Source organism: Ochrobactrum sp. BTU1 (assembly GCA_018798825.1).
GTDB lineage: Bacteria > Pseudomonadota > Alphaproteobacteria > Rhizobiales > Rhizobiaceae > Brucella.
On sequence record CP076355.1, the window covers coordinates 490,237 to 511,302 of the forward strand.

Below are 21,066 nucleotides of genomic sequence, written 5' to 3' on the forward strand. Positions count from 1 at the left end.
GTATTTTTTGTTGTCTCGAATTCAGCTGTTAAGATCTACTCTTAATTCAGCGCACTTTGAATGTCTTCAAGCGTGCGTGCCGCCTTCAGCCTATCGAGTGCATCTGGATCCTGAATTGTCGCCATAATCTGCTGCAAGGTTTCAATCTGTTTGTCCTTGTCATTGATGGCAAGCAGAAAGACATATCCAACAGAAACTGCTTCTTCAGGATCTTCCATATTGGCAAATTCAATTGGTGACTTCAGTGTTGCAAAGGCAATGCCAGCCTTGAGCACATGCTCAGGATCAGTATGTGGCACGGCAACGTTTTCTTCGCGCTCAAGCGGCAATCCTGTTGGCATCGTCAGCTCGCGGCTTACGACCGCGTCGGCGTAGCTTGGCTTTACATAACCCAGCTTTTCCAGCTTACCCGCCAGAATCCGGATGATTTCTTCATTGGTTTTTGCTTCGCTCTGAAGCTCGATCGCTTGTGGGTCGAGAAAATCAATCAGACCAGCAGCCATTTCATTCTCCGTTTAAAGAAGGTCGCACGTCGGTCTCGACGTGCGACTTTTATTTCATGCATCGATCATTGCCAACTTTAGGCGGCAGTTTCGTCTGCTGGTTCGTCTTCAGCGCCTGCCGCACGCTCCCATGCCTGGGTATTGCGGCGATAGAGCATGAAAAGTGCAGCAATAACAACGGCAATCACCGCGATACCAATAGCACCAAGCCACTGGATGGCCGATATGATGATGTATGGCACCCACAGGAATCCATCGACCACTGAAGTGATCTGCAAGGCGTTCTCAGGCAGCTTGAAGCCGGATGAAACCGCAGCGCTCGTAAACAACGGGGCAAGCGCATTGGCGACATAGAAGCCGATTGCCAGTGTGATCGTTCCTACAACGACCATGCGGAACACGTTTCCTTTCAGAAGCGGTGCAGTCATGGCGACGATGAAAGGAATGACGGCAAGGTCGGCAAACAGGATGACGCGGTTGCCTGGCAGGATGACGGAAAGAATGATCGCAATAGGCACCAGAATGAGCGACGACGAGATCGCGGCTGGATGTCCGATAAGGATTGCCGAGTCGAGACCGACGAGAAGTTCGCGGTCGCCGGTGCGCTTGCGCACAAATTCCTGTGCAGCGTCCGAAACCGGCAGCAGGCCTTCCATCAGGATTTTGACCATACGCGGAAGAAGCAACATAACGGCGGCAAGTGTCATGCCTGTACCGAAAACTTTCGCGAGTACGACGCCGAAATCCCCTGCGTTATAAAATGCGATTAGGCCGAGCACCAAACCGATAATCAGGCCGAGCACAACCGGCTCGCCGAATACACCGAAGCGACGTTCGATGGTTTCCGTGCTGATGTTGATCTTGTTGATGCCGGGTATGCGATCCATGATCCAGTTGAGCACGATTGCAATCGGCAGAATCTGTGCCGAGGCCAGATGTGGTACGGAAACTCCCGGTACACCGTAGAACTGTTGAACAGCACGCGCCGACCAGTCTGCAAACAGCAGAGACAGTGCTGCAACAAGTGCTGCAACAATGATGCCGTAAGCCAGATTATCGGTTGCAGCGACAACCAACGAACCGACGAAAGCAAAGTGCCAGAAGTTCCACACATCAACGTTCAACGTGCGTGTCCAGCGAAGCAGAAGCAGCACGATGTTGACCAGAATGCCGACAGGAATGACCCAAAGACCGACCGATGAGCCGAAGGCGATTGCTGCAGCCGAAGGCCAGCCTACATCAACAATATCGCGCTTGATGCCTGTGTTGGTGACAATTGCCTGAGCCACTTCGCCAATAGAAGTGAACATAAGACCCAGGACCAGATTGATACCGATGAAAGCAACCCCGATGGTGATGGCTGCACGGAAGGCTTTGCCCACTTTTGCGCCGAGTACCACCGCAATGATGAAGATGACGATAGGCAACAGAACAGTTGCCCCAAGCGTATCGACTGCCGTTTTTAGTCCGCTCAGAAATGCGTCCATCTATTTTCTCCTCCCCCCGGAGCACTCCCAAAGTGCGCCGAGCTAACAGAACGCCCTTATTAGATCGCACGTATCGACGTTTCAAAATGTGAATTGTGCGAAACGGCAGAACATTTGTATTCTATAGCAAACTAAAGTTGAATAACAAGATGGCATTTACGAGCAGGTTGAGTTGCGCGGCAAATGAACACTGGTATTGACTTAGAAACAAATGTTCATTAATCGATTGGATATCAGAGGAGACTGCGAGAATTTTTGCAGGGACGTTCAGGAGGAAACGATGGCAACTAACGTGGCGTTGACAGGCTTGGCGCGTGATATGCAGGCGCGGGCTGATAGTGGGCGACCAATCCGTATCGGACTGATTGGCTCGGGCGAGATGGGGACTGATATCGTCACGCGCGTTGCGCATATGCCGGGTATCGAAGTTGGTGCCATTTCTGAACTGCGCGTTCCCAATGCCCTGAAGGCCGTCGATATCGCTTTTCAGGAGGAAGGTCATGGCCGTGAGGTTTCGACCGCTTCCGATCTGACAGCTGCCATGGAGGCTCACAAGGTCGCCGTAACAGATAACGCCAATCTGATCCTCGAAAACGATCTTATCGATGTTGTAATCGACGCAACCGGTGTTCCGGCTGTCGGTGCCGAGATTGGCCTTCGCGCCATGGAGCACGGCAAGCATCTTGTCATGATGAATGTCGAAGCAGACGTGACAATCGGCGCTTATCTGAAAGCAGAAGCCGAACGTCTTGGTGTTACCTATTCATTGGGCGCTGGTGACGAGCCGTCATCTTGCATGGAGTTGATCGAGTTTGTGAGTGCCATGGGGCATCCAATTGTGGCCGCCGGCAAGGGCAAGAATAATCCGCTCAATATTGATGCAGTCCCTGACCAATATATAGAAGAAGCCACGCGCCGTAACATGAACGTGCGCATGCTGGTGGAATTCGTCGATGGTTCAAAAACCATGGTCGAAATGGCCGCTATCGCCAATGCGACAGGTCTTGTCCCGGATAAAGCCGGCATGCACGGTCCGGCTGCGACCCTTGATCAGCTCAACAAGACACTGATCCCCGAAAAGGACGGCGGTGTGTTGTCTAAAGTTGGTGTGGTTGATTATTCGATCGGGAAGGGTGTAGCGCCCGGCGTGTTTGTCGTCGCCGACATGTCGCATCCACGTATTTCCGAGCGCATGGAAGACCTGAAGATGGGCAAGGGTCCATATTTCACGTTCCATCGCCCGTATCACCTGACGTCCCTCGAAGTGCCGCTGACTTGCGCCCGCGTTGTTCTTTACGGCAAGCCTGACATGGTTCCGCTTTCAAAGCCGGTCGCAGAAGTGGCTGCGGTTGCAAAGAAGGACATGCAGCCGGGCGAACAGCTCGATGCAATTGGTGAATACTGCTACCGCGCATGGATCATGACTTCGGGCGAGGCGCGCAGCGCACATGCGATCCCTTGCGGGCTTTTGCAGGGTGGGAGTGTGACCAAGCCGATCAAGAAGGGTGAGCTTATCACTTACGATAATGCGGCCGTGGCTTCCGGTTCCAAAATTGCTGAACTGCGCGCGCGTCAAGATAAGCTCGTTTACGGAGCGTGAGGACAAAACATCATGGTTCAAGCCAAAAAAGTCGAACCGCAGGATTTGGGCGACCGTCATAACTTACCTTATGCCTTCCGCACCTATTCGCCGGAGCAACTGAAAGAAGCGCTGCACAAGATGTATCTCATCCGCCGCTTTGAAGAAGGCGCGGAAGAAAGCTACACGCGTGGTCTCATTCACGGAACGATGCATCTTTCCATCGGGCAGGAAGCGAGCGCGATGGGATCGTGTCTGCCACTCAATGATGATGACATGATCACGTCGACCCATCGCGGACACGGTCATTGCATCGCCAAGGGCGCAGACGTGAAGCGTATGTTTGCTGAGTTTTTTGGCAAGGAAACGGGTTATTGCAAAGGCCGTGGTGGTTCGATGCACATTGCCGACGTTTCCAAGGGAAATCTTGGCGCAAACGGTATTGTCGGTGGCGGTATTCCGATTGCGGTCGGAGCTGCGCTTTCCGCCAAGAAGCAGAAAAACGGCAAGGTAGTCGTATCGTTCTTTGGTGATGGCGCAAACAATGAAGGTGCTTTCCACGAAGCGCTCAATATGGCGTCTGTTTGGAAGCTTCCTGTTGTTTTCGTTTGTGAAAACAATGGTTACGGCATGTCTACCTCCACCAAGCGCTCCACAGCAGTTGCCAATGTTGCAGACCGCGCCGCAGCTTACAATATGCCCGGAGTGATCGTCGATGGTAACAATCTGTCGGAGGTGGCAGAGGCCATCAATGAAGCCACTGAACGTGCACGGCGCGGCGATGGTCCGACACTCATTGAAAACAAGACATACCGCATTCGTGGTCATTCCAAAAGCGATCGCAACCGCTATCGCACCAAGGAAGAAATCGAGCATTGGCAGAATGATCGCGATCCAATCGCGCATTTTGAGGCCGATTTGAAAGCCTATGGCTTCATCAATGACGCCGAGATCAAGGAAATCCGCGCTCAAGTGGAGAAGGAAATCGCTGACGCGATCGAGTTCGCCAGGAATAGCCCGGCACCTGATCTGACCAACCTGACCCGCGACGTTTACACGGACGATATTTGAAAATGGACACGACAATCCGTGAGTTGAGCTATTCGCAAGCCATCCAGGAAGCAATGGCAATTGCCATGGAACGCGACGACCGCGTATTCCTGATGGGTGAAGATATTGGCGTCTATGGCGGCGCATTTCAGGTGACAGGTGATCTGGTGCATCGCTTTGGTGAAGACCGGGTCATGGATACGCCGATTTCAGAATTGGGCGGTGCGGGCGTTGCGGTCGGTGCAGCACTGACCGGTATGCGTCCGATCTTTGAGTTTCAGTTCTCCGACTTTGCAGCGCTCGCGATGGAGCAGATCGTCAACCAGGCTGCAAAAATCCGTTACATGCTTGGTGGTGCAGTTTCGGTGCCACTGGTTATGCGTTTTCCGGCAGGGTCGGGAACGGGTGCCGCGGCACAGCACAGCCAGAGCCTTGAAGCATGGCTTGGCCATGTGCCGGGTCTCAAAGTTTTGCAGCCAGCGACACCTTACGATGCGAAGGGTATGTTGCTCGCAGCTGTTGAAGATCCCGATCCGGTTATGATTTTTGAGCATAAGCTGCTCTACAAGACCAAAGGTCCGGTTCCTGAAGGCTTCTACACTGTGCCAATCGGCAAGGCGGAAGTAGTTCGCGAAGGGCGCGATCTGACCATCGTTGCAACGGCTATCATGGTGCACAAAGCCCTTGATGCCGCCGCTGAACTTGCCAAGGAAGGCATTGATGTTGAAGTGATCGACCTGCGCACCGTGCGTCCGATTGATCGTGAAACCATCATCAAAAGCGTCAAGAAGACGTCAAAGCTTATTTGCGTTTACGAGGCGGTAAAGACCCTTGGTATTGGCGCTGAAATCTCTGCTATTGTGGCGGAAAGTGATGCGTTCGACTATCTGGATGCGCCAATCGTGCGTCTCGGCGGAGCAGAAACCCCAATCCCTTATAACCCCGACCTTGAACGCGCGACCGTTCCACAGGTACCCGATATCCTGAATAGCGCTCGTGATCTGGCCAGGGGAGTGCGCTAGCCATGGCTGTGGAAGTCATTCTCCCCAAGGTCGATATGGATATGGAGACGGGACAGATTTCGCGATGGTACGCCAAGGATGGCGATACCGTTACGAAAGGTCAGCTTCTCTTTGAAATCGAGACCGACAAGGCGGCGATGGAAGTCGATGCGCCAGCATCGGGTATTATCGCGGATATTAGTGCGTCTGAAGGGACTGTTGTGCCTGTCGGTCAGGCTGTGGCCTGGATTTACGCAGAAGGGGAAGCACGTAACGGCAAGTCGGTTCCGCTTGTTGAAGAATCCGTCGCTGTTGCCCAAGTGGAGGCGGTAGTCGAACCGGTAACCCTGAAACGGGTTGAACCTCAGTCCTCCCAAGACGATGAATCGGGTTCAGTCAATGACGTTCGGGCAACACCGCTCGCTCGTCGGCTTGCCCGCGAAGCAGGCATTGATCTTACGTCTATTCAAGGTTCAGGCCCGAAAGGGCGTGTTCAGAAGAAGGATGTTGAGGGAAATATCATTGCGACAAAGCCTATAAACACAGCGATAGCAGCAAAGCCCTCTCCGAGTAGAATCACCGCACCTGTCGCATCTAGACAGCTCAATGCAGTCTGGCTGCGTGAGGGTGAAGCAGGCCGCTTGCCGGTTGTTTTGATTCATGGTTTTGCCGCCGATCTCAATTCGTGGCGTGGATTGTTTGCCGGTGCATCGCTTGGTCATCCAATTCTAGCACTCGATCTTCCAGGACACGGCAATTCACCACGCGTCGTTCCTGAAAGCATAGACGACATTGCAGCAAGCGTTGAGGCAACGCTTGCATCATTGGGTGTAACATCCTGCCATATGGTCGGACATTCACTTGGTGGAGCGGTTGCGACTGTAACGGCTGCTCGCGGTGTTGTCGATGTGCGTTCGCTGCTGCTGATTTCGTCGGGCGGCTTGGGGCCACAGGTCAATGGGGCGTTTATAACGGGTCTCGTCGGCGCGAAAAGCGAAGCCAGCATCGTTCCCTGGCTGAAACTGCTCGTCGCTGATGAGAGCCATCTGACAAAACCTTTCATCAGTGCGACTGTTGCTCAGGCAATGGATGCAGAACTGCGCGACACGCAGGAAGCAATTGGTGCCCGGTTCTTTGCAGATGGTACGCAGACCTTTGAGGTACGCTCAAGCATTGCTTCGCTTGCTATACCAGTGCGGCTTATCTTCGGTGTCGAAGACAGTGTTATCCCCGTCGCTCATGCTCGTGGCTTGCCGGGGAGAGTGGGCGTTCACATTTTCGCAGGGTGTGGACACATGCCACAAATCGAAGAGCGAGCTGCGGTGTTGCAAATCCTTAAAGAATGCGTGGCAGCTGCCAATTGATGCCCGTTTCGTCGCAGATGCGGCAATTAAAAAAGCACATCGTCGCAAAACGATGTGCTTTTTGCATTTAATGGGATTGCCCTCTGAGTATCTCAGCAGCACTTTCCTCATCAGTGATGAGAACGGTTGGCTTCAGAAGCTCTAATGCACCAAGCAGAGCTGCGATCTTCTCTTTTCCACCTGATGTAAGAATACGCTGCGGTGTCTTCTGAAGGCTCTCAATTTTGGCCGACATGACACGATCATGCACTGGATCATCAACGATTTTGCCATTTATATCGTAGAAGTGGAACAACACGTCGCCGACGGCACCGTTCTCGATCAGGGACAGTTTCTGTGCCTCATCGATCAGGCCCACGCGATAAGACGTGCTACTGGCTGTCTGAATATCGCCAACGCTGAGCAAAACCATATCGAGTTCTTCGGCCATGTCCAACACAGTATTCAGCCCACAACGCTCGATAAGTGCGATCCGCGTTTCTTTGCTGTCGACCAGAGCAGGGGCGGGGATCAGATAGCCTTCTCCCTGAAAAATCTGCGCAAATTGCCACGCAAATTCCGGTGGGTTGGAGCGACGCGGTTGCACGATGCCGCCAAGCAGAGAAATTACCTTGAGATCGTTGAGCGGCCGGGCACCGATATGTTGCAGGGTACTGGAAAGGGTACGCCCCCAGCCCACGCCGATTGTCATGCCATGCTGCACTTTTTCCGAAAGATAAGCACCCGTTGCCGCACTGATCGGTGGTATTGGATCAATGTCAGACGAAGAAAGTGGTGCGACAATCGCGCGCTCAAGCCCGAAGGTTTTTTCAAGCTCAACTTCTAACGATGTCAGACTTGCCAACTTGCCTTCGATCGTAATTTTCACTTCGTTTCGAGCGCGGGCATCAGCAAGAAGGCGAACGATTGTGACACGACCGACCCCCAGCGCTTCGGCGATATCATTCTGGGTCATTTGCTCGACATAATACATCCACGCAGCTCGCGTTCGCAGCCGACTTGTTCGATTTTCTGCAGCCACACCTTCCGATCCAATGATGAGGTCCGCTGCTTCCGGATTTTTCTGCGTCTTCTTGCCGGCTTTTTTCAAAACTGTCCCTCAAATTATTGACGTATTATTACATTATAGAAGTAGTGTTCTTACACCGAAACTATTGCTTTTCCTCCCGAAGGCAAACAATAATTCATGTGCTTGGTGCATCCTGTTAGGATGGCGCTGTGGTTGAGGAAAATGAATATGTTACGCATTCTTTCAGAAGAAATTGCAGTCAATCTGAAGGACCGCCTGCGCGAGGTTCGATACATGATTCGTCGCAACCGACATGAAAGTTTGCAGGTCGAGCAATCAGCGACACGCCCGGGAGAAATCGTATCGCCGGAGTTGTTGCTTGGACATGCGGCAAGCGCGATTGATATGGCGCTGACCACGGCTGAAACAATTTCGATCTCACTGATTTCTTCTAATCCAAATGTGCATAACAGCGCGCCGAATGTGAAGGGTTTGTCGGTTTATTTCGGTACTGGTGCCGAGGGCGCACGTGCTTTTCGTCGGGATATGTATTATCTCACAAAAGAAGTGCTCCGCCGCCATCAGTTGCAGAATGTGCTGGTCCAGGAAGCAACATTTGTCATGGTTCATGCCAGAATGATGCAGAAGCATGGCTTGTTGCTGAAAAGTGTCTTTTCTTCAAAAGCTGAGGATAGGAAGATTGCAGCAACGGCTAAAGCTGTCGCTGCCATGTTTTTGGAACTGCTTGACGAAGTACCAGTGCGCTTTATCTCGACGCATGGTCATTGCGACCCACAGGCGCTACGTAGATTTGAAACAACGTGCTTTGCGGCATTTGGTGTCGCTTGTGGTCTGGCCACAGCAAAGGCCGCAGATCTGGCAGACGTAGATCCTTTGGAAAGCGCCATCCTGTCGCTTGATGTACGCCATGATCGTCTCATGCAGGCGGCAGAGGACCGCGATGAGGCTCAGCTCGAAGTATTATTCCAGACTTTAATTGCTCATCTTCCATAAAGTAAAAGCCCGGATAGCGATATCCGGGCTTCTTGTAGGTGCCTTGTAGGCAAGATCTAACCGCCAAACATATCTGCGATATGCTTTTTTGCGCGTGGAATTGAAGCCGGGCTCATGCTGAGTTCGGTCAATCCCATACGAATGAACTCGCCGATAAGCTCCGGCTTTCCAGCTGCTTCACCGCACATGCCGACCATGATTCCTGCTTCCGTTCCCGCTTTCGCGGTCATCTCAATTGCAGCCATTACAGCCGGATGGCTGACATCATTGAGCTTTGCAACGGTTGGATTGAGCCGATCTGCAGCCATCACATACTGTGTTAGATCGTTGGTGCCGATGGAAAAGAAAGCAGCTTCTTTTGCGAGCTCTCGGGCAGCGAAAACCGCTGCAGGTGTCTCTATCATTACGCCAAGGTCAAACTCAGCAAATGTTTTGCCTTCGGATTTAAGCTCAGTGATGCATTCCACGATAAGGCGTCTGGTTGCGCGGATTTCTTCAACGTCGGAAACCATTGGCAACATAACTTTGAGATTGCCGTTAACCGCAGCACGCAAAAGTGCCCTAAGCTGCGGTTTGAACACATCAGGACGGTCGAGGCACATGCGAATGCCGCGCCAGCCAAGGAAAGGGTTTTCTTCCTCGGGGAACTCAATCCCCGCAATCGGCTTGTCACCACCAATATCAAGCGTTCGAACGATTACGGAGTTTGGCGCGAAAGCTTTTAGAAGTGCCGTGTAGGTTTCTGTCTGCATATCTTCTGAAGGCAGGTGAATATGCTTCATGAACAGAAGTTCGGTGCGAAAAAGTCCGACGCCCATCGCACCGGCTTCAAGGGCTACATCAATTTCTTCCAGCGCACCCATATTGGCGGCCACTTCGATTATTGTTCCGTCAGGGCGACGCGGCGTGATGGAGCGGTAAGCATCCAGTGCCTGCCTTTCCTGCAGCGCTTCGGAAATGCGCGCTTCGATTTCGTTGCGGGTGGCTATATCCGGATCGGCATGAACGATGCCGAAACTTCCATCCACTGCTACGGTCCTCGCATTCTTGAGTTCTTGAACTGCACTTCCAAGACCAAGAACAGCGGGAATTCCATGTGTGCGTGCGATGATGGCAACATGCGATGTTGCGCCGCCATGGCCGCAGACTACGCCTTTGATCTTCTTGAGCGGCGCGCGGGCAAGATCCCAAGCGCCGATGTCGTCGGCAATGAGCACCGAGCCTTCCGGCAGGCCTTCAAGATTGATGTCTTCCTTGCCAAGCAGAGCCAGACAGATCTGGCGGCTGACAGCGTGCACATCATCCGCGCGTGCGTTGAGATACGGATCATCAAGTGCCGCAAATTGGCCTGCTACCGTTGAAGCTGCGGCGAGCATGGCGGAAATCGCATCCAGACCGTCCCGGATAAGCCCAAGTGCTTCGTCGGTCAGGCTATCATCTGCAGCAATATCTTTTAATGCCGCCACGATGCCCCTGTCTGCGTCAGCGAGATTACCGCTGGAAAGGGAAGCATCCATGCGCTGTTGGACTGTTGCAATTGCAGATTTGAAATGGGCAATCTCGGCGTCTATTTCAGAAGCTGCAAGTTTTCGACCCAAAGGTCTAATCTCTTCAGGGAAGAACGGAAAAGCTGCTCCCAATGAAATACCTTCGCTGGCCCCCACACCTTTTATCTGACCAGCAGGAAGCTTGATCGTGATTGCAGGCTGAGGGGTCGCTTCGGCTTGAGGCGCAGAATTAGGAGCTGGCTTTGTCGAGATTGTCGTTTCTTCAAGGCCCGCCTGTGGGTTCTCCAGATAGCCTATCAAAGCCTCAATAGCTTCAATCGCATCTGCACCATCGGCACGAACGGTCACTTCATCGAGCTCTTTTACGCCAAGCAACATCAGCTTAACGGAGCTTTTGGCACTTACGCTTTTTCCTGCCTTGGCAATTTCGATGTCACTCTCAAAACCTTTGGCCAGTTTAACAAAGCGAGTTGCAGGGCGCGCATGCAGCCCTTCATGCACCCGGACGATCGTCGAGCGTTCCATTTATGTAAGCCTCAAATCGACATCTGAAACGATTTCACATCCATGACATAAAAATCGTTTCAATTGTCTGTTTTAACACGCGATTCTTATTCCAGAGATGGCCAGTTCCTAGCCATCGATGGTGATAATCTGCCCTTCTTTGAGAGCAGCGACAAGGTCTTCACCTGCTATTTCGCTGGCACAGATCTCACCAGGGCGATCAGTCGAATTCGCGCCCGTGAATGAAATAACCACATGCCCGATTTCGCGGACTTTCTGCCAGGCGCTTTCACCAACGGCAGTAATTTCTGCTTTGAGCGAGCCAATGGTGATTTTTGCTCCAATAGCGGGAGCTGATACCTCAGGACCTTCTTCCACAACGTGAAGAACAGATACTTCTGCCAGTTCAGGTGGCGAGCCGTCAGCAAACAGGATGAGAACGCCGCCTTCGGCGAGATCCGCTACTTCCGGGCCGATCGCGGTGATCCGCGTTTTCAGATGTATCGACATAGAGGCGGTCCTTTCTTGATATGGTCGTTCGATGTCCACGACAGTCGATCAGGAGCATCGATATTGTACATGTTTTGGGAAATTGCCTGCCGCCGCTTTTGTTGCGGCAGGCTCCGAGTTTCAAAGCACTGCGAGGCTGACGAGCCATGCGATCAGAACCGAAAGAGGCCCCATGATCTGACGGCTGATCAATACTGCCGGAACACCAATTTCAATGGTCTTAGGCTTCGCTTCTCCAAGTGCCAGGCCAACTGGCACGAAGTCACAACCGACCTGTGTGTTGTAGGCAAATAGTGCAGGCAGGGCCATCGCCGGGGCAATTGTGCCGTTTGCGATCTGTGGCCCGATGATTGCCACGCCGACAACCTGTGCAATAACCGCACCTGGTCCGAGGATTGGCGAAAGAAACGGTAGGCCACAAATTGCAGAAAGCACCAGCAAACCAACAATGTTGTTCGCAAGTGGTCCGAGCGGCTGAGCGAGGATGTCACCGATGCCCGTGTATAGGATCAGGCCGATCAACATCGTTACGAACGCCATGAACGGCAACACGTTGCGGATAACCTGATCAATTGTGCGGCGACCAGCCTGGAAGAAGATACCAACGACACGGCCCATCACGCGACCGATGCTACTGATAAGGCCGACAATACCGCCTTCGCTTGGCAGTTCGACCGGAGCAGGGGCTTCTTCTTCTGCGGCTGCAGCAGCAGGAGCTGCAACGGCAGAACCATCAGCCGGCACAATATTTTCTGGTTTCACACCTGAAACATAAATGTCCTCGGTGATGAATTGCGCTAGAGGCCCGGATTGTCCGACCGGCGTAATGTTCACCGTTGGAATGCGCTTGCGTGGATAGACGCCGCAACGGGCCGTGCCTCCGCAATCAACAACCACAACGGCCATTTCGCTTTCGATTGGCGGCGAGCGGAAACCGTCAACGGCCTCTGCGCCGGTCAGCTCAGCAATCTGGCGTGCAAGTGGATGGATACCACCGCCAGTGACCGATACCACCTTATTACGCTGCTCGGTTGGCTGTATCACGAGCGGGCCGCCCCAGCCATTTGAGCCGCGGGAAATCTTAACTGCCTTATAGGTCTTTACCATGTCGTCCTCCCCAATTCCCGCTTACAGCTCAATGCCCTGACGCCGCGCCATGATGGCGGTGATGCGTTCTGTGAGTATGCCTTTGAGGAGGATCACGACGAGACCAACGATGGCATACCAGATGGCGACGTTGATATGATAGCCTGTTGGAACCGCGCCCTTCTTCTCAAGTTCGAGCAGTGCGACGAGTACGCCGCCCCAGACAAAGTATTCGCCCGGATTGATATGCGGGAAGAGACCCAGCGGCGGATGGACGTAAGACACAGCCGCGTCATAGAAAGCAGGCTTGTATTTCTCGTCCAGGAACGAACCAAATGTATAAGCCATTGGGTTTGTCAGGAAGAAGACCGCGAGCACTGGCAGAACAGTATAGCGGGTAAGCGCGATACGGCCGGCGCTGCGTGCGAGGCCATGGACACGCTTTTCACCGACCAGTTCAGTTACGGCGTAGAACGCAGTCATCAGCACGACGAGTGTTGGGATGATACCGGTTACAAATCCGGCGAAAACTTCGCCACCCTTTTGGAAGACGCCAATGAAGTGCTTGCCAATAGAGGCAAGCCAGCCAAGCTGCTCTTCCTGCTGGACGTTCTGAAGTCGTTCTTTGAACTGATCGACGGTAATTCCGCCGCTGCCAGCATCGCCCGGCGCGGTGGTGGTCGCTTGTGCAAGCTGCAGTAAATCGTTTCCTGCATGCTCTGCGGCGTGTTTGCCATGCAGGGCGGCATCGGAAATCATGCTGCCAGCCATATGGATAGATTGCATTGTTACGTCGGCATGTTGTGCCAACATCGTCACTATCGACATTGTTCCTCCTCGATTGCTTGTTTCAGGCAAGCAACTCCTATGCTCCCACTGCCCTCAGACCTTCGAGCTCGATCCCATCGGATTGATCTCTTATGCGACCGATCTGCTCTATAGCCTGTTTGGCAGCAGCCACCACTTCAGGCTTTCCTTCTCCAATTGCGGGATTGTCCTGCAATTCGCTGAGACTCATTCCCTCGAAGCCTTCGCGACGGCTGAATTGTGCAAAAACCGTCCGTCCGCTCATTTGCAGGAAGCGTCGCACCACCAAGTTGCGGTCTGCGACGATCAACACGATGACACCTTTGCCGAAGCGTCCCCGAATATGCCCAGCGCCAACAAAACCGTCAGAGTATTTCGAAGTGATGCCCTTCATCACATCGGAATAGTGGCGCATCTGGAACCAGACGCCCAGCGACTGAAAGCCCCACAGCAAAGCAAGCGCCAGCAAAGCCCATTGCCAGATAGCCATTTTGATCTCCTCCCACGAAGGACGAACAGGATATTTTTTCGCGTTCGTCATTCACCAATTAGAGAACATTTGTCTTCCAGAATGTCAATATGTATAATTATCGCCGATAACCGACGGCGAATGAAGACTGGCATTTCCATCGGTTTCGCATAATGTCATTTGCAAACTGGAGGCCGCTGGCAACATGGACTTGCTACTCAGAGAACAAATGGCATCGATGCCTGATTTGCGCCATCGACTACGCCAACTACGCTGGTTCAGGGCGACATTTCGTAAGCATGCAAGCTTGTTGCATGAGCTCTATGGCGTTGATTACGACATTGATGAAAAGAAGCTCACTGAGGCGTTTCTGAACTGGGTTGAGCTGGTTAATCAGAATAAGCGTTTTGCCAAGGTGGATCGCAAGGATTTTATCATCTTCGCTGCGGGTCTCGTGTTGCGCGAGCTGATCCGTGTGTCACCGGTGAGGGTCGTTTCATCACCGAGGCATGCCAAGGACGATTCTGCCCGCCTTTACGAGATCGTCAGCTTCTGGCCGGAAGGTTTTCTATACACCAACTACTGCATCTGCGCGATTGCTGCAGTGCAAGAGCAGGAGTTTGGTAAAGTGCCTGATATCGACCAGTGTGCCGATGATCTGCGGACATGGTGGTCGTACAAGGAAAATGTCTCGGAAATGCCAGGTTATGCAATCGCGTTCCTTGATAAGTTTCTTGGCAGCGAGCCGAACTGGGTTATGCCTGATCTTGCATCAGCGCGCGCCGCTGTAAAACGTGCGCTTGGCGACAATAATCCAGCTAAAAAGATACAAAAAAGATAGCCACACTCAACCGTTGTTCATGTCTATGACAAACCTTTCTGTTCGGCTTGGTTTTTCAAGTCGCAGGCCTGACCACTTACGTCTTTGACAGATGAAGGTTTCTTGTCCCGTTCAATTCGGATTGCAGTCATGAAGCCTTCGAGCGGGGCATCAATGCGGAATTGCATTTTCGCACTTCAAAATTCTTACATTTTTCGATAGGCAATCGACAAATGTAAGAATTTTGATTAACGTTGAAGCTGAGTATTGAACGAAGACTCTGCCCAATCCAAACGGTTGGCGAGAAAGGCTGAAAATTCAGGCTCTTGACGGATTGATAACAAATGAGTTGACAAGCGCCAGCATAGGCTGACAAATGTCATAGTGAGGTGGCGTAACTCATTTGGACGGAGAGTCTAAGGGATTGCCGGTTCATTTTAGGGGTGGGAGCCCCTGAATACTGCTGGGAGGAGATGACGTGTCATCGTATGGCGTGGATAGGCAGACTCTTTTTCTGCTTCTGATCAATTGCGCGGTTCTAGCCGCAGGCGCGGCTTTCGCCGGTGCCAATTTTATGGATAGCTATAATTTGCAGTCTATGGCTGCACAGGTGCCTGAGCTTGGTCTGCTTGCGCTGGGTGTTATGCTTGCCATGATCTCGGGAAACGGTGGCATCGATCTTTCGGGCATTGCGCTTGCCAATCTTGCAGGAATTGTCGCCTTCCTGTTGACTAGAAATTTTATCCCGGTTGCCGAGACACCGCTCCTGTTCTCATGGACTTTTGCCGGTTTGGCTGTAGCGGTTGGCCTCGTAGGTGGTTTGATCAATGGAATCATGATCGCCTATGCGCGACTTACGCCGCTGATTGCAACCCTCGGCACCCAGCTGGTTTTCACGGGTGTAGCAGTCTTCCTGACCAATGGTTCTGCGATCAGCCTCGGCTATATCGAGCCGCTGGATAATTTTGGCAATATGCCTGTGCTCAGCATACCAATGTGCTTTGCGCTGTTTCTTGCAATTGCTGCCCTTCTGGCTTTTCTTCTGAAATACACGCCATTCGGCGTGAAGTTGATGCTGATGGGGAGCAACTCGAAAGCCGCGCGTTATGGCGGCATCAACGAAAAGCGTATGCTGCTTATTACCTACACGATCTGCGGTGTATTGGCCTCAATCGCGGGTATCATCATCGCAGCGCGCAATTCGTCCGTGAAGTGGGATTATGGCGGTTCTTACGTGTTAATCGCTATTCTTATTGCCGTGCTTGGCGGTGTTAAACCCGAAGGTGGCTACGGTAAGGTTCTTTGCGTGCTGCTAGCCGCAACAGCACTGCAGATTCTCTCAAGCCTGTTCAACTTTATGAACATTTCCAATTTCTTCCGCGACCTTGCCTGGGGTGTGCTGCTTCTAGTGCTGCTGGCTTCGGCGCGCGTGCATCTGGGCTACTGGTTGCGACTAAGAAGATGATCAATTCCCTGATGCCCAGCGGGAGGAACTTTGCGGGGCATGAGGAATGAAACTCAACAATAAGCATCCCTATAATTGGAGGAGAAGCATGCGTATAATTTCCAAACTAGCTGCTTGCACAATGCTCGCAGGAGTTGCGATGGCCGGTATCGCCGTTGCACAGGATAAGCCAACCATCGTGACTGTCGTGAAGGTAACTGGTGAGAACTGGTTCACGCGCATGAACGAAGGCGTTGATGCCTTTGGCAAAGACAATGCCGATGTCAGCGCAAGCCAGGTCGGTCCGGCAAAGGCAGATGCTGCACAGCAGGCTCGTATTCTTGAAGATCTCGTTGCAAAGAACGTGTCTGCAATTGCCGTAGTGCCAATGGACCCATCGGCACTTGAAGGCGTACTGCGTCGTGCTGCCCAGCGTGGCATCAAGGTCATCGCACACGAAGGTGACAGCCTGACCAATGTTGATGTCGACATCGAAGCATTCGACAACAAGGCATTCGGAACGCGTATCAATGAAGCGCTTGCAAACTGCATGGGCAAATCCGGCAAATGGACTTCATTCGTGGGTTCGCTCGGAAGCCTCACGCATAATCAGTGGGTTGATGCAGGCGCTACTAACGCAAAGCAGTATCCAGATATGGAACTGGTTGCTGAGAAGAATGAATCCTTCAACGATGCTAATAAAGCCTATGAAAAGGCCAAGGAAATCCTGCGTAAATACCCTGATATCAAGGGCTTCCAGGGCTCATCGGCTATTGATGTGATTGGTATCGGCCGTGCTGTTGAAGAAGCTGGTCTGCAGGACAAGACCTGCGTTTATGGCCTTGGTCTGCCAAAGGATACCGGCCCATATCTTGAAAGCGGTGCCGTCGATCAGATCTTCTTCTGGGATCCGAAAGATGCAGGCTATGTAATGAACAAAGTCGCTGATCTGGTTCTTAAGGGTGAGGAAATCAAGGACGGTATGGACCTTGGCGTTCCTGGCTATGAGAAAATGACGGTAATCAAGGGACCGGGCAAGGGTGTCATCATGCAGGGTCAGGCATGGGTAGACGTGGACAAGTCCAACTACAAGAACTTTCCGTTCTAAGAAGCACTCTGCCTGTCCGATAATATTCCGGGGCTGTAACACCACAGCAGCCCCGGAACTGCGATATCGCACCCAACCAGTTCGCGCCTTGAGAAAACGCAAGGCGCAGAAGTGTCTGAGAGTTTCAGGAAATTTCCATGCACGCTACAGATTCAACACCTGCATCAACACCGCCATTTCTTGAGATCAGAAGCGTCAAGAAATCCTTTGGCGGCGTTAAGGCGCTCAAGGAAGTAAGCCTTGTTATCGAAGCAGGTCAAATCTATCATCTGATGGGTGAAAATGGCTGTGGCAAAAGCACATTGATCAAAATCCTCTCCGGCGCGCAGCCTGCCGATGAGGGGCAGATTTTTATCGACGGCGAACCAACAGGCGCCCGCGCAGGCGACCTTGGGGCCATCGGTTCTTTACGCGCAGGTATCGAGACGGTTTATCAAGACCTTTCGCTATTGCCGAACTTTTCTGTTGCCGAGAATGTCGCCTTCACCGAGCAGCTCGTTGAAGCGTCAGGGAAACTTGCGCGTAAGCTCGATGTTTCGGCACTGAATGCAACAGCGCGGCGTGCACTCGCGGAAGTGCATCTTCCCACCGATAATGCCTTCCTGAAACGCAGAACAGATACATTGCCGCTTGCCACGCGTCAGCTCATCGCAATTGCACGCGCGGTTGCTTCCGAGGCGCGCCTGGTCATCATGGATGAGCCGACGACCTCACTGACGCGACAGGAGGTGGTCAATCTTTTGCGCGTTGTCGAAAAGTTGCTCAGCAAAGGCGTTGCTGTCCTTTTCGTCACGCATAAGCTTGATGAGTGCAAGTCGCTCGGCGGTCGTGCAATCATCATGCGTGATGGCGTGAAAGTCGCTGAACTTGATGTTGCAACGCATACGAAGGCTGAGTTCAGCCATTGGATGACTGGTCGCGAAATCAGTGAAACTCGATATCGCACCGACCCCAAACTGGGCAATGTGATGCTGGACGTCGAACACCTAGGTGACGGACGGAATTTTGAATCTGTTTCGCTTTCACTGAAGAAGGGCGAAATCCTTGGTGTGACTGGTCTGCTTGACTCAGGCCGCAATGAACTGGCGCTGGCGCTTGCTGGTGTTGTGCCGGCGAGCTCTGGCAAAATCCGGCTGAACGGCGAAGAAATCGCACCACAATCGGCCGCTGACGCAATCCGCTTTGGTATTGGCTATGTCCCGGAAGATCGGCTTACAGAAGGTCTGTTTCTAGAAAAGCCTATTCAGGACAATATAACGCTTCCGGTCCTTGATCGTCTGCGCAATGCTCTGGGCATGATCAGTGGAAAACGTGCCAGGAAGGTCGCGGAAGATAGTGTCGCCGACCTTCAGATTGTTGCACCGGACGTCACTATTCCGGTTCAATCGCTATCGGGTGGCAATCAGCAACGTGTCCTGATTGGGCGCTGGCTGACCATCAATCCGCAGCTTCTCATCCTGCATGGTCCGACGGTAGGTGTCGATGTAGGTTCCAAGGATACAATCTTCCGCATCATCCAGCGGCTGGCTGACGATGGAATGGGTGTTATCATTATCAGCGACGATCTGCCTGAACTTTTGCAGAACTGCGACCGCATTCTCGTTATGCGGCAGGGACGTATCGTTGCTGCACACAATGCCGATGGACTGACCGAGGACGCGATCTATGCATCCATGGCCAGCACTGCAAAGGAGATCGCGCAATGACCGAAATCGTATCGGTAGAAAAGACTAGCGCGAAAGAACGCGGCATACTGCTCCGGCTTTGGGACTTGATGGGCGCCAGGCCAGAACTGTTCACGCTTTTGCTGACAGTTATCACCTGTCTTGTGGTTATCGCGGCCAACCCTGATTTCCTGCAGATGAGCAATCTGGTTGACATTCTGCGTGCATCCGTCGTGCGTGGGTTGTTTGCGATGGGCGTGCTTGTCGTCCTAGCATCAGGTGGTATCGACGTCTCGTTTACGGCCATTGCCGCTTTCGTTATGTATGCGCTGACAATGTTGGTGACAAACCTGTTTCCAGAAATGCCAATGGCTCTCATATTACTACTGGCCGCTCTAGGCGGTGCCTGCTTTGGTGCGCTTAATGGTTTTCTCGTGCAAAAGCTGCAAGCGCCTTCGCTGATCGTGACGATCGGCACACAGTACGTGATCCGAAGCTTCCTTCTCACCTTCGTCGGCACTGCACTTTTTATGAATATTCCGGCCGCGATGGACGCGTTCGGTAAGGCGTCGCTGTTCACACATCGCGCATCGAACGGCGTCGTATCCGTTCTGCCTGCCACTGTGCTAGTTTTGGTGGTCGCAGCTTTCGTGACGTGGTTTATCCTTGAACGCACATTGATGGGGCGCGCTATTTTCGCGGTTGGGGGCAATCCATCCATTGCCGAGCGACTTGGGGTCAACCTTTTTCGTGTCCGTATATTTGTCTTTGCCTATGCAGGTTTGCTGGCGGGTATTGCGGGCGTGGTTCACGTTTCCAGCAATCGTCTTGCTAATCCTTTCGACCTTGCAGGTATGGAGCTTGAAATTATCGCGGCGGTGGTCCTTGGCGGAGCGCGTATCACCGGCGGTTCGGGATCGGTTGTGGGGACATTGCTGGGCGTTTTGTTGATAACGCTCGTCAGTAACGTCCTAATCTTTGTGGGAATTCCAAGCACGTTGCAGTTGGCAATCGTTGGGGCTTTCATCCTGCTTGCTGGCACGATCTTCGCGTTGCGCGACAAGGCTTAAAACAAGCCTTATGAGCACAACCATCAACTATCAAATTGAATAGTGTTGGGCAGCCGGTGTTGTTTACACCGACCGCATCAACTGAAATCTGGGAGGATTCTATGTCTCATGATGTGTCCGTTATCGGACTTTATATTCTGGACGTACTCGGGCGGCCTGTTGATGCAATTCCACCAGGCGGCAATGTCGAGTTTATCGATGAAATCCGGCTGACCGTTGCGGGAACCGCTGGCGGCACGGTCGTCGATCTGGCGAAGCTTGGTCTAAACTGCCTCGCGGTTGGGGCCGTGGGCGATGATGAGAAGGCTGATTTCGTATTGGCGACTTTGCAGCGCTTTGGCGTCGACGTTGCGCAGATGCAGCGTCTGCAAGGCGTTCCCACATCTTCGACCATTCTCAATATCCGTCGCAACGGAGATCGCCCGGCACTTCATGCGCGCGGCGCGTCCGATCATTTTGAAATTGCCGACAGCGCGCTCGATGCAGTTCTGGCGCCACCAATCATTCATCTGGGTGGAACGGGTCTTTTGGCAAAACTTGATGGTGAACCAAGCCGTAAATTGCTGTCTGAGGCCAAGGCGCGTGGGCGTATTACAACCTTTGATCTTTTGGGCGCCAATGATGATACTCTCGATCTGATCTCTCCACTTTTCCCGCATATTGATTACTTCATGCCCTCTATTGAGGAAGCGAAGCAGATTTCAGGCGCGGCTGATGTCGAAGGCGCGGGGCACTTCTTTATCGAACGCGGCGTAAAGCATTGTGTCTTCACGCTTGGTGGTGATGGCGTATGCTTCATGGATGCAACTGGCATGGTTCTGCGCCAGCCAGCATTCTTGATTGAAGTGGTTGATACGACAGGTTGTGGGGATGCATTCGATGCTGGTTTCATCACAGCCCTTCACCGTAAAATGGATGTGAAAACCGCGTTGAATTTTGCGCAGGCATCCGCAGCATTGGTCGCCACAGGCCTTGGCTCAGATGCCGGTATCCTTTCGTTCGAGGATACATTGAATTTCATGAATGCTGCGCCAATCAAGCAGTAATCAAAACTGGGGCGGATCATTAA

General features: G+C 52.6%; 19 protein-coding genes. 11 read left to right on the forward strand and 8 right to left on the reverse strand.

Features of this window, described 5'->3' with window-relative positions; genetic code table 11:
* Positions 1-41 precede the first annotated feature (41 nt).
* Both KMS41_13595 and KMS41_13600 read right to left on the reverse strand, forming a co-directional pair.
* Complete coding sequence (locus KMS41_13595; protein ID QWK79950.1) at positions 42-503, reverse strand: PTS sugar transporter subunit IIA; 462 nt, start codon at positions 501-503, stop codon at positions 42-44.
* Between the two features lie 77 nt (positions 504-580).
* Positions 581-1,990 carry a PTS sugar transporter subunit IIC gene (locus tag KMS41_13600; GenBank protein QWK79951.1) on the reverse strand — a complete coding sequence of 470 codons (1,410 nt, stop codon included), beginning with the start codon at positions 1,988-1,990 and terminating at the stop codon, positions 581-583.
* Positions 1,991-2,270: 280 nt separating this feature from the next.
* On the opposite strand from KMS41_13600, the gene KMS41_13605 reads away from it, so the two are divergent.
* The 4 genes from KMS41_13605 to KMS41_13620 are packed head-to-tail and all read left to right on the forward strand — an operon-like array spanning position 2,271 to position 6,984.
* Positions 2,271-3,590 carry an NAD(P)H-dependent oxidoreductase gene (locus KMS41_13605; protein ID QWK79952.1) on the forward strand — a complete coding sequence of 440 codons (1,320 nt, stop codon included), beginning with the start codon at positions 2,271-2,273 and terminating at the stop codon, positions 3,588-3,590.
* A 12-nt stretch (positions 3,591-3,602) separates the two neighbouring features.
* On the forward strand, positions 3,603-4,640 hold the full coding sequence (locus tag KMS41_13610) for a thiamine pyrophosphate-dependent dehydrogenase E1 component subunit alpha (GenBank protein ID QWK79953.1): 1,038 nt from the start codon (positions 3,603-3,605) through the stop codon (positions 4,638-4,640).
* 2 nt (positions 4,641-4,642) lie between these two features.
* Positions 4,643-5,641 carry an alpha-ketoacid dehydrogenase subunit beta gene (locus KMS41_13615; GenBank protein ID QWK79954.1) on the forward strand — a complete coding sequence of 333 codons (999 nt, stop codon included), beginning with the start codon at positions 4,643-4,645 and terminating at the stop codon, positions 5,639-5,641.
* A 2-nt stretch (positions 5,642-5,643) separates the two neighbouring features.
* A complete protein-coding gene (locus tag KMS41_13620) occupies positions 5,644-6,984 on the forward strand; it encodes an acetoin dehydrogenase dihydrolipoyllysine-residue acetyltransferase subunit (protein QWK79955.1) in 1,341 nt (446 codons plus the stop codon).
* A gap of 67 nt (positions 6,985-7,051) precedes the next feature.
* On the opposite strand, the gene KMS41_13625 is transcribed toward KMS41_13620, so the two are convergent.
* A complete protein-coding gene (locus tag KMS41_13625) occupies positions 7,052-8,074 on the reverse strand; it encodes a sugar-binding transcriptional regulator (protein QWK79956.1) in 1,023 nt (340 codons plus the stop codon).
* A gap of 147 nt (positions 8,075-8,221) precedes the next feature.
* Here KMS41_13625 and KMS41_13630 point away from each other — a divergent pair, with 147 nt between their 5' ends.
* Positions 8,222-9,007 carry a hypothetical protein gene (locus KMS41_13630; GenBank protein QWK79957.1) on the forward strand — a complete coding sequence of 262 codons (786 nt, stop codon included), beginning with the start codon at positions 8,222-8,224 and terminating at the stop codon, positions 9,005-9,007.
* 56 nt (positions 9,008-9,063) lie between these two features.
* Here the strand turns inward: KMS41_13630 and ptsP are convergent, their stop codons facing one another.
* From ptsP to KMS41_13655, 5 genes are all read right to left on the reverse strand, one after another.
* Complete coding sequence (gene ptsP / locus KMS41_13635) at positions 9,064-11,040, reverse strand: phosphoenolpyruvate--protein phosphotransferase (GenBank protein ID QWK79958.1); 1,977 nt, start codon at positions 11,038-11,040, stop codon at positions 9,064-9,066.
* A gap of 108 nt (positions 11,041-11,148) precedes the next feature.
* Positions 11,149-11,529, reverse strand: coding sequence for a PTS cellobiose transporter subunit IIB (locus KMS41_13640; protein QWK79959.1), 381 nt, complete (start codon positions 11,527-11,529; stop codon positions 11,149-11,151).
* Between the two features lie 120 nt (positions 11,530-11,649).
* On the reverse strand, positions 11,650-12,636 hold the full coding sequence (locus KMS41_13645; protein QWK79960.1) for a PTS glucitol/sorbitol transporter subunit IIB: 987 nt from the start codon (positions 12,634-12,636) through the stop codon (positions 11,650-11,652).
* 21 nt (positions 12,637-12,657) lie between these two features.
* Positions 12,658-13,443, reverse strand: a complete 786-nt coding sequence (locus KMS41_13650) for a PTS glucitol/sorbitol transporter subunit IIC (protein QWK79961.1) — start codon at positions 13,441-13,443, stop codon at positions 12,658-12,660.
* Positions 13,444-13,480: 37 nt separating this feature from the next.
* A complete protein-coding gene (locus tag KMS41_13655; GenBank protein QWK79962.1) occupies positions 13,481-13,912 on the reverse strand; it encodes a transcriptional regulator in 432 nt (143 codons plus the stop codon).
* A gap of 184 nt (positions 13,913-14,096) precedes the next feature.
* On the opposite strand from KMS41_13655, the gene KMS41_13660 reads away from it, so the two are divergent.
* The 6 genes from KMS41_13660 to KMS41_13685 all read left to right on the forward strand — a co-directional run bounded on the left by KMS41_13660 (position 14,097) and on the right by KMS41_13685 (position 21,043).
* Positions 14,097-14,732, forward strand: a complete 636-nt coding sequence (locus KMS41_13660; protein QWK79963.1) for a hypothetical protein — start codon at positions 14,097-14,099, stop codon at positions 14,730-14,732.
* Between the two features lie 457 nt (positions 14,733-15,189).
* Entirely contained in the window at positions 15,190-16,176 is a 987-nt protein-coding gene (locus KMS41_13665) for an ABC transporter permease (protein ID QWK79964.1), read from the forward strand.
* A gap of 88 nt (positions 16,177-16,264) precedes the next feature.
* Positions 16,265-17,263, forward strand: a complete 999-nt coding sequence (locus tag KMS41_13670) for an autoinducer 2 ABC transporter substrate-binding protein (protein QWK79965.1) — start codon at positions 16,265-16,267, stop codon at positions 17,261-17,263.
* Positions 17,264-17,400: 137 nt separating this feature from the next.
* A complete protein-coding gene (locus tag KMS41_13675) occupies positions 17,401-18,969 on the forward strand; it encodes a sugar ABC transporter ATP-binding protein (protein ID QWK79966.1) in 1,569 nt (522 codons plus the stop codon).
* The gene (locus KMS41_13680; protein QWK79967.1) at positions 18,966-19,997 is read left to right on the forward strand and encodes an ABC transporter permease; all 1,032 of its coding nucleotides are present in this window, start codon (positions 18,966-18,968) and stop codon (positions 19,995-19,997) included. The genes KMS41_13675 and KMS41_13680 overlap by 4 nt, the downstream gene beginning before the upstream one ends.
* 101 nt (positions 19,998-20,098) lie before the next feature.
* Complete coding sequence (locus KMS41_13685) at positions 20,099-21,043, forward strand: sugar kinase (GenBank protein QWK79968.1); 945 nt, start codon at positions 20,099-20,101, stop codon at positions 21,041-21,043.
* Positions 21,044-21,066 lie beyond the last annotated feature (23 nt).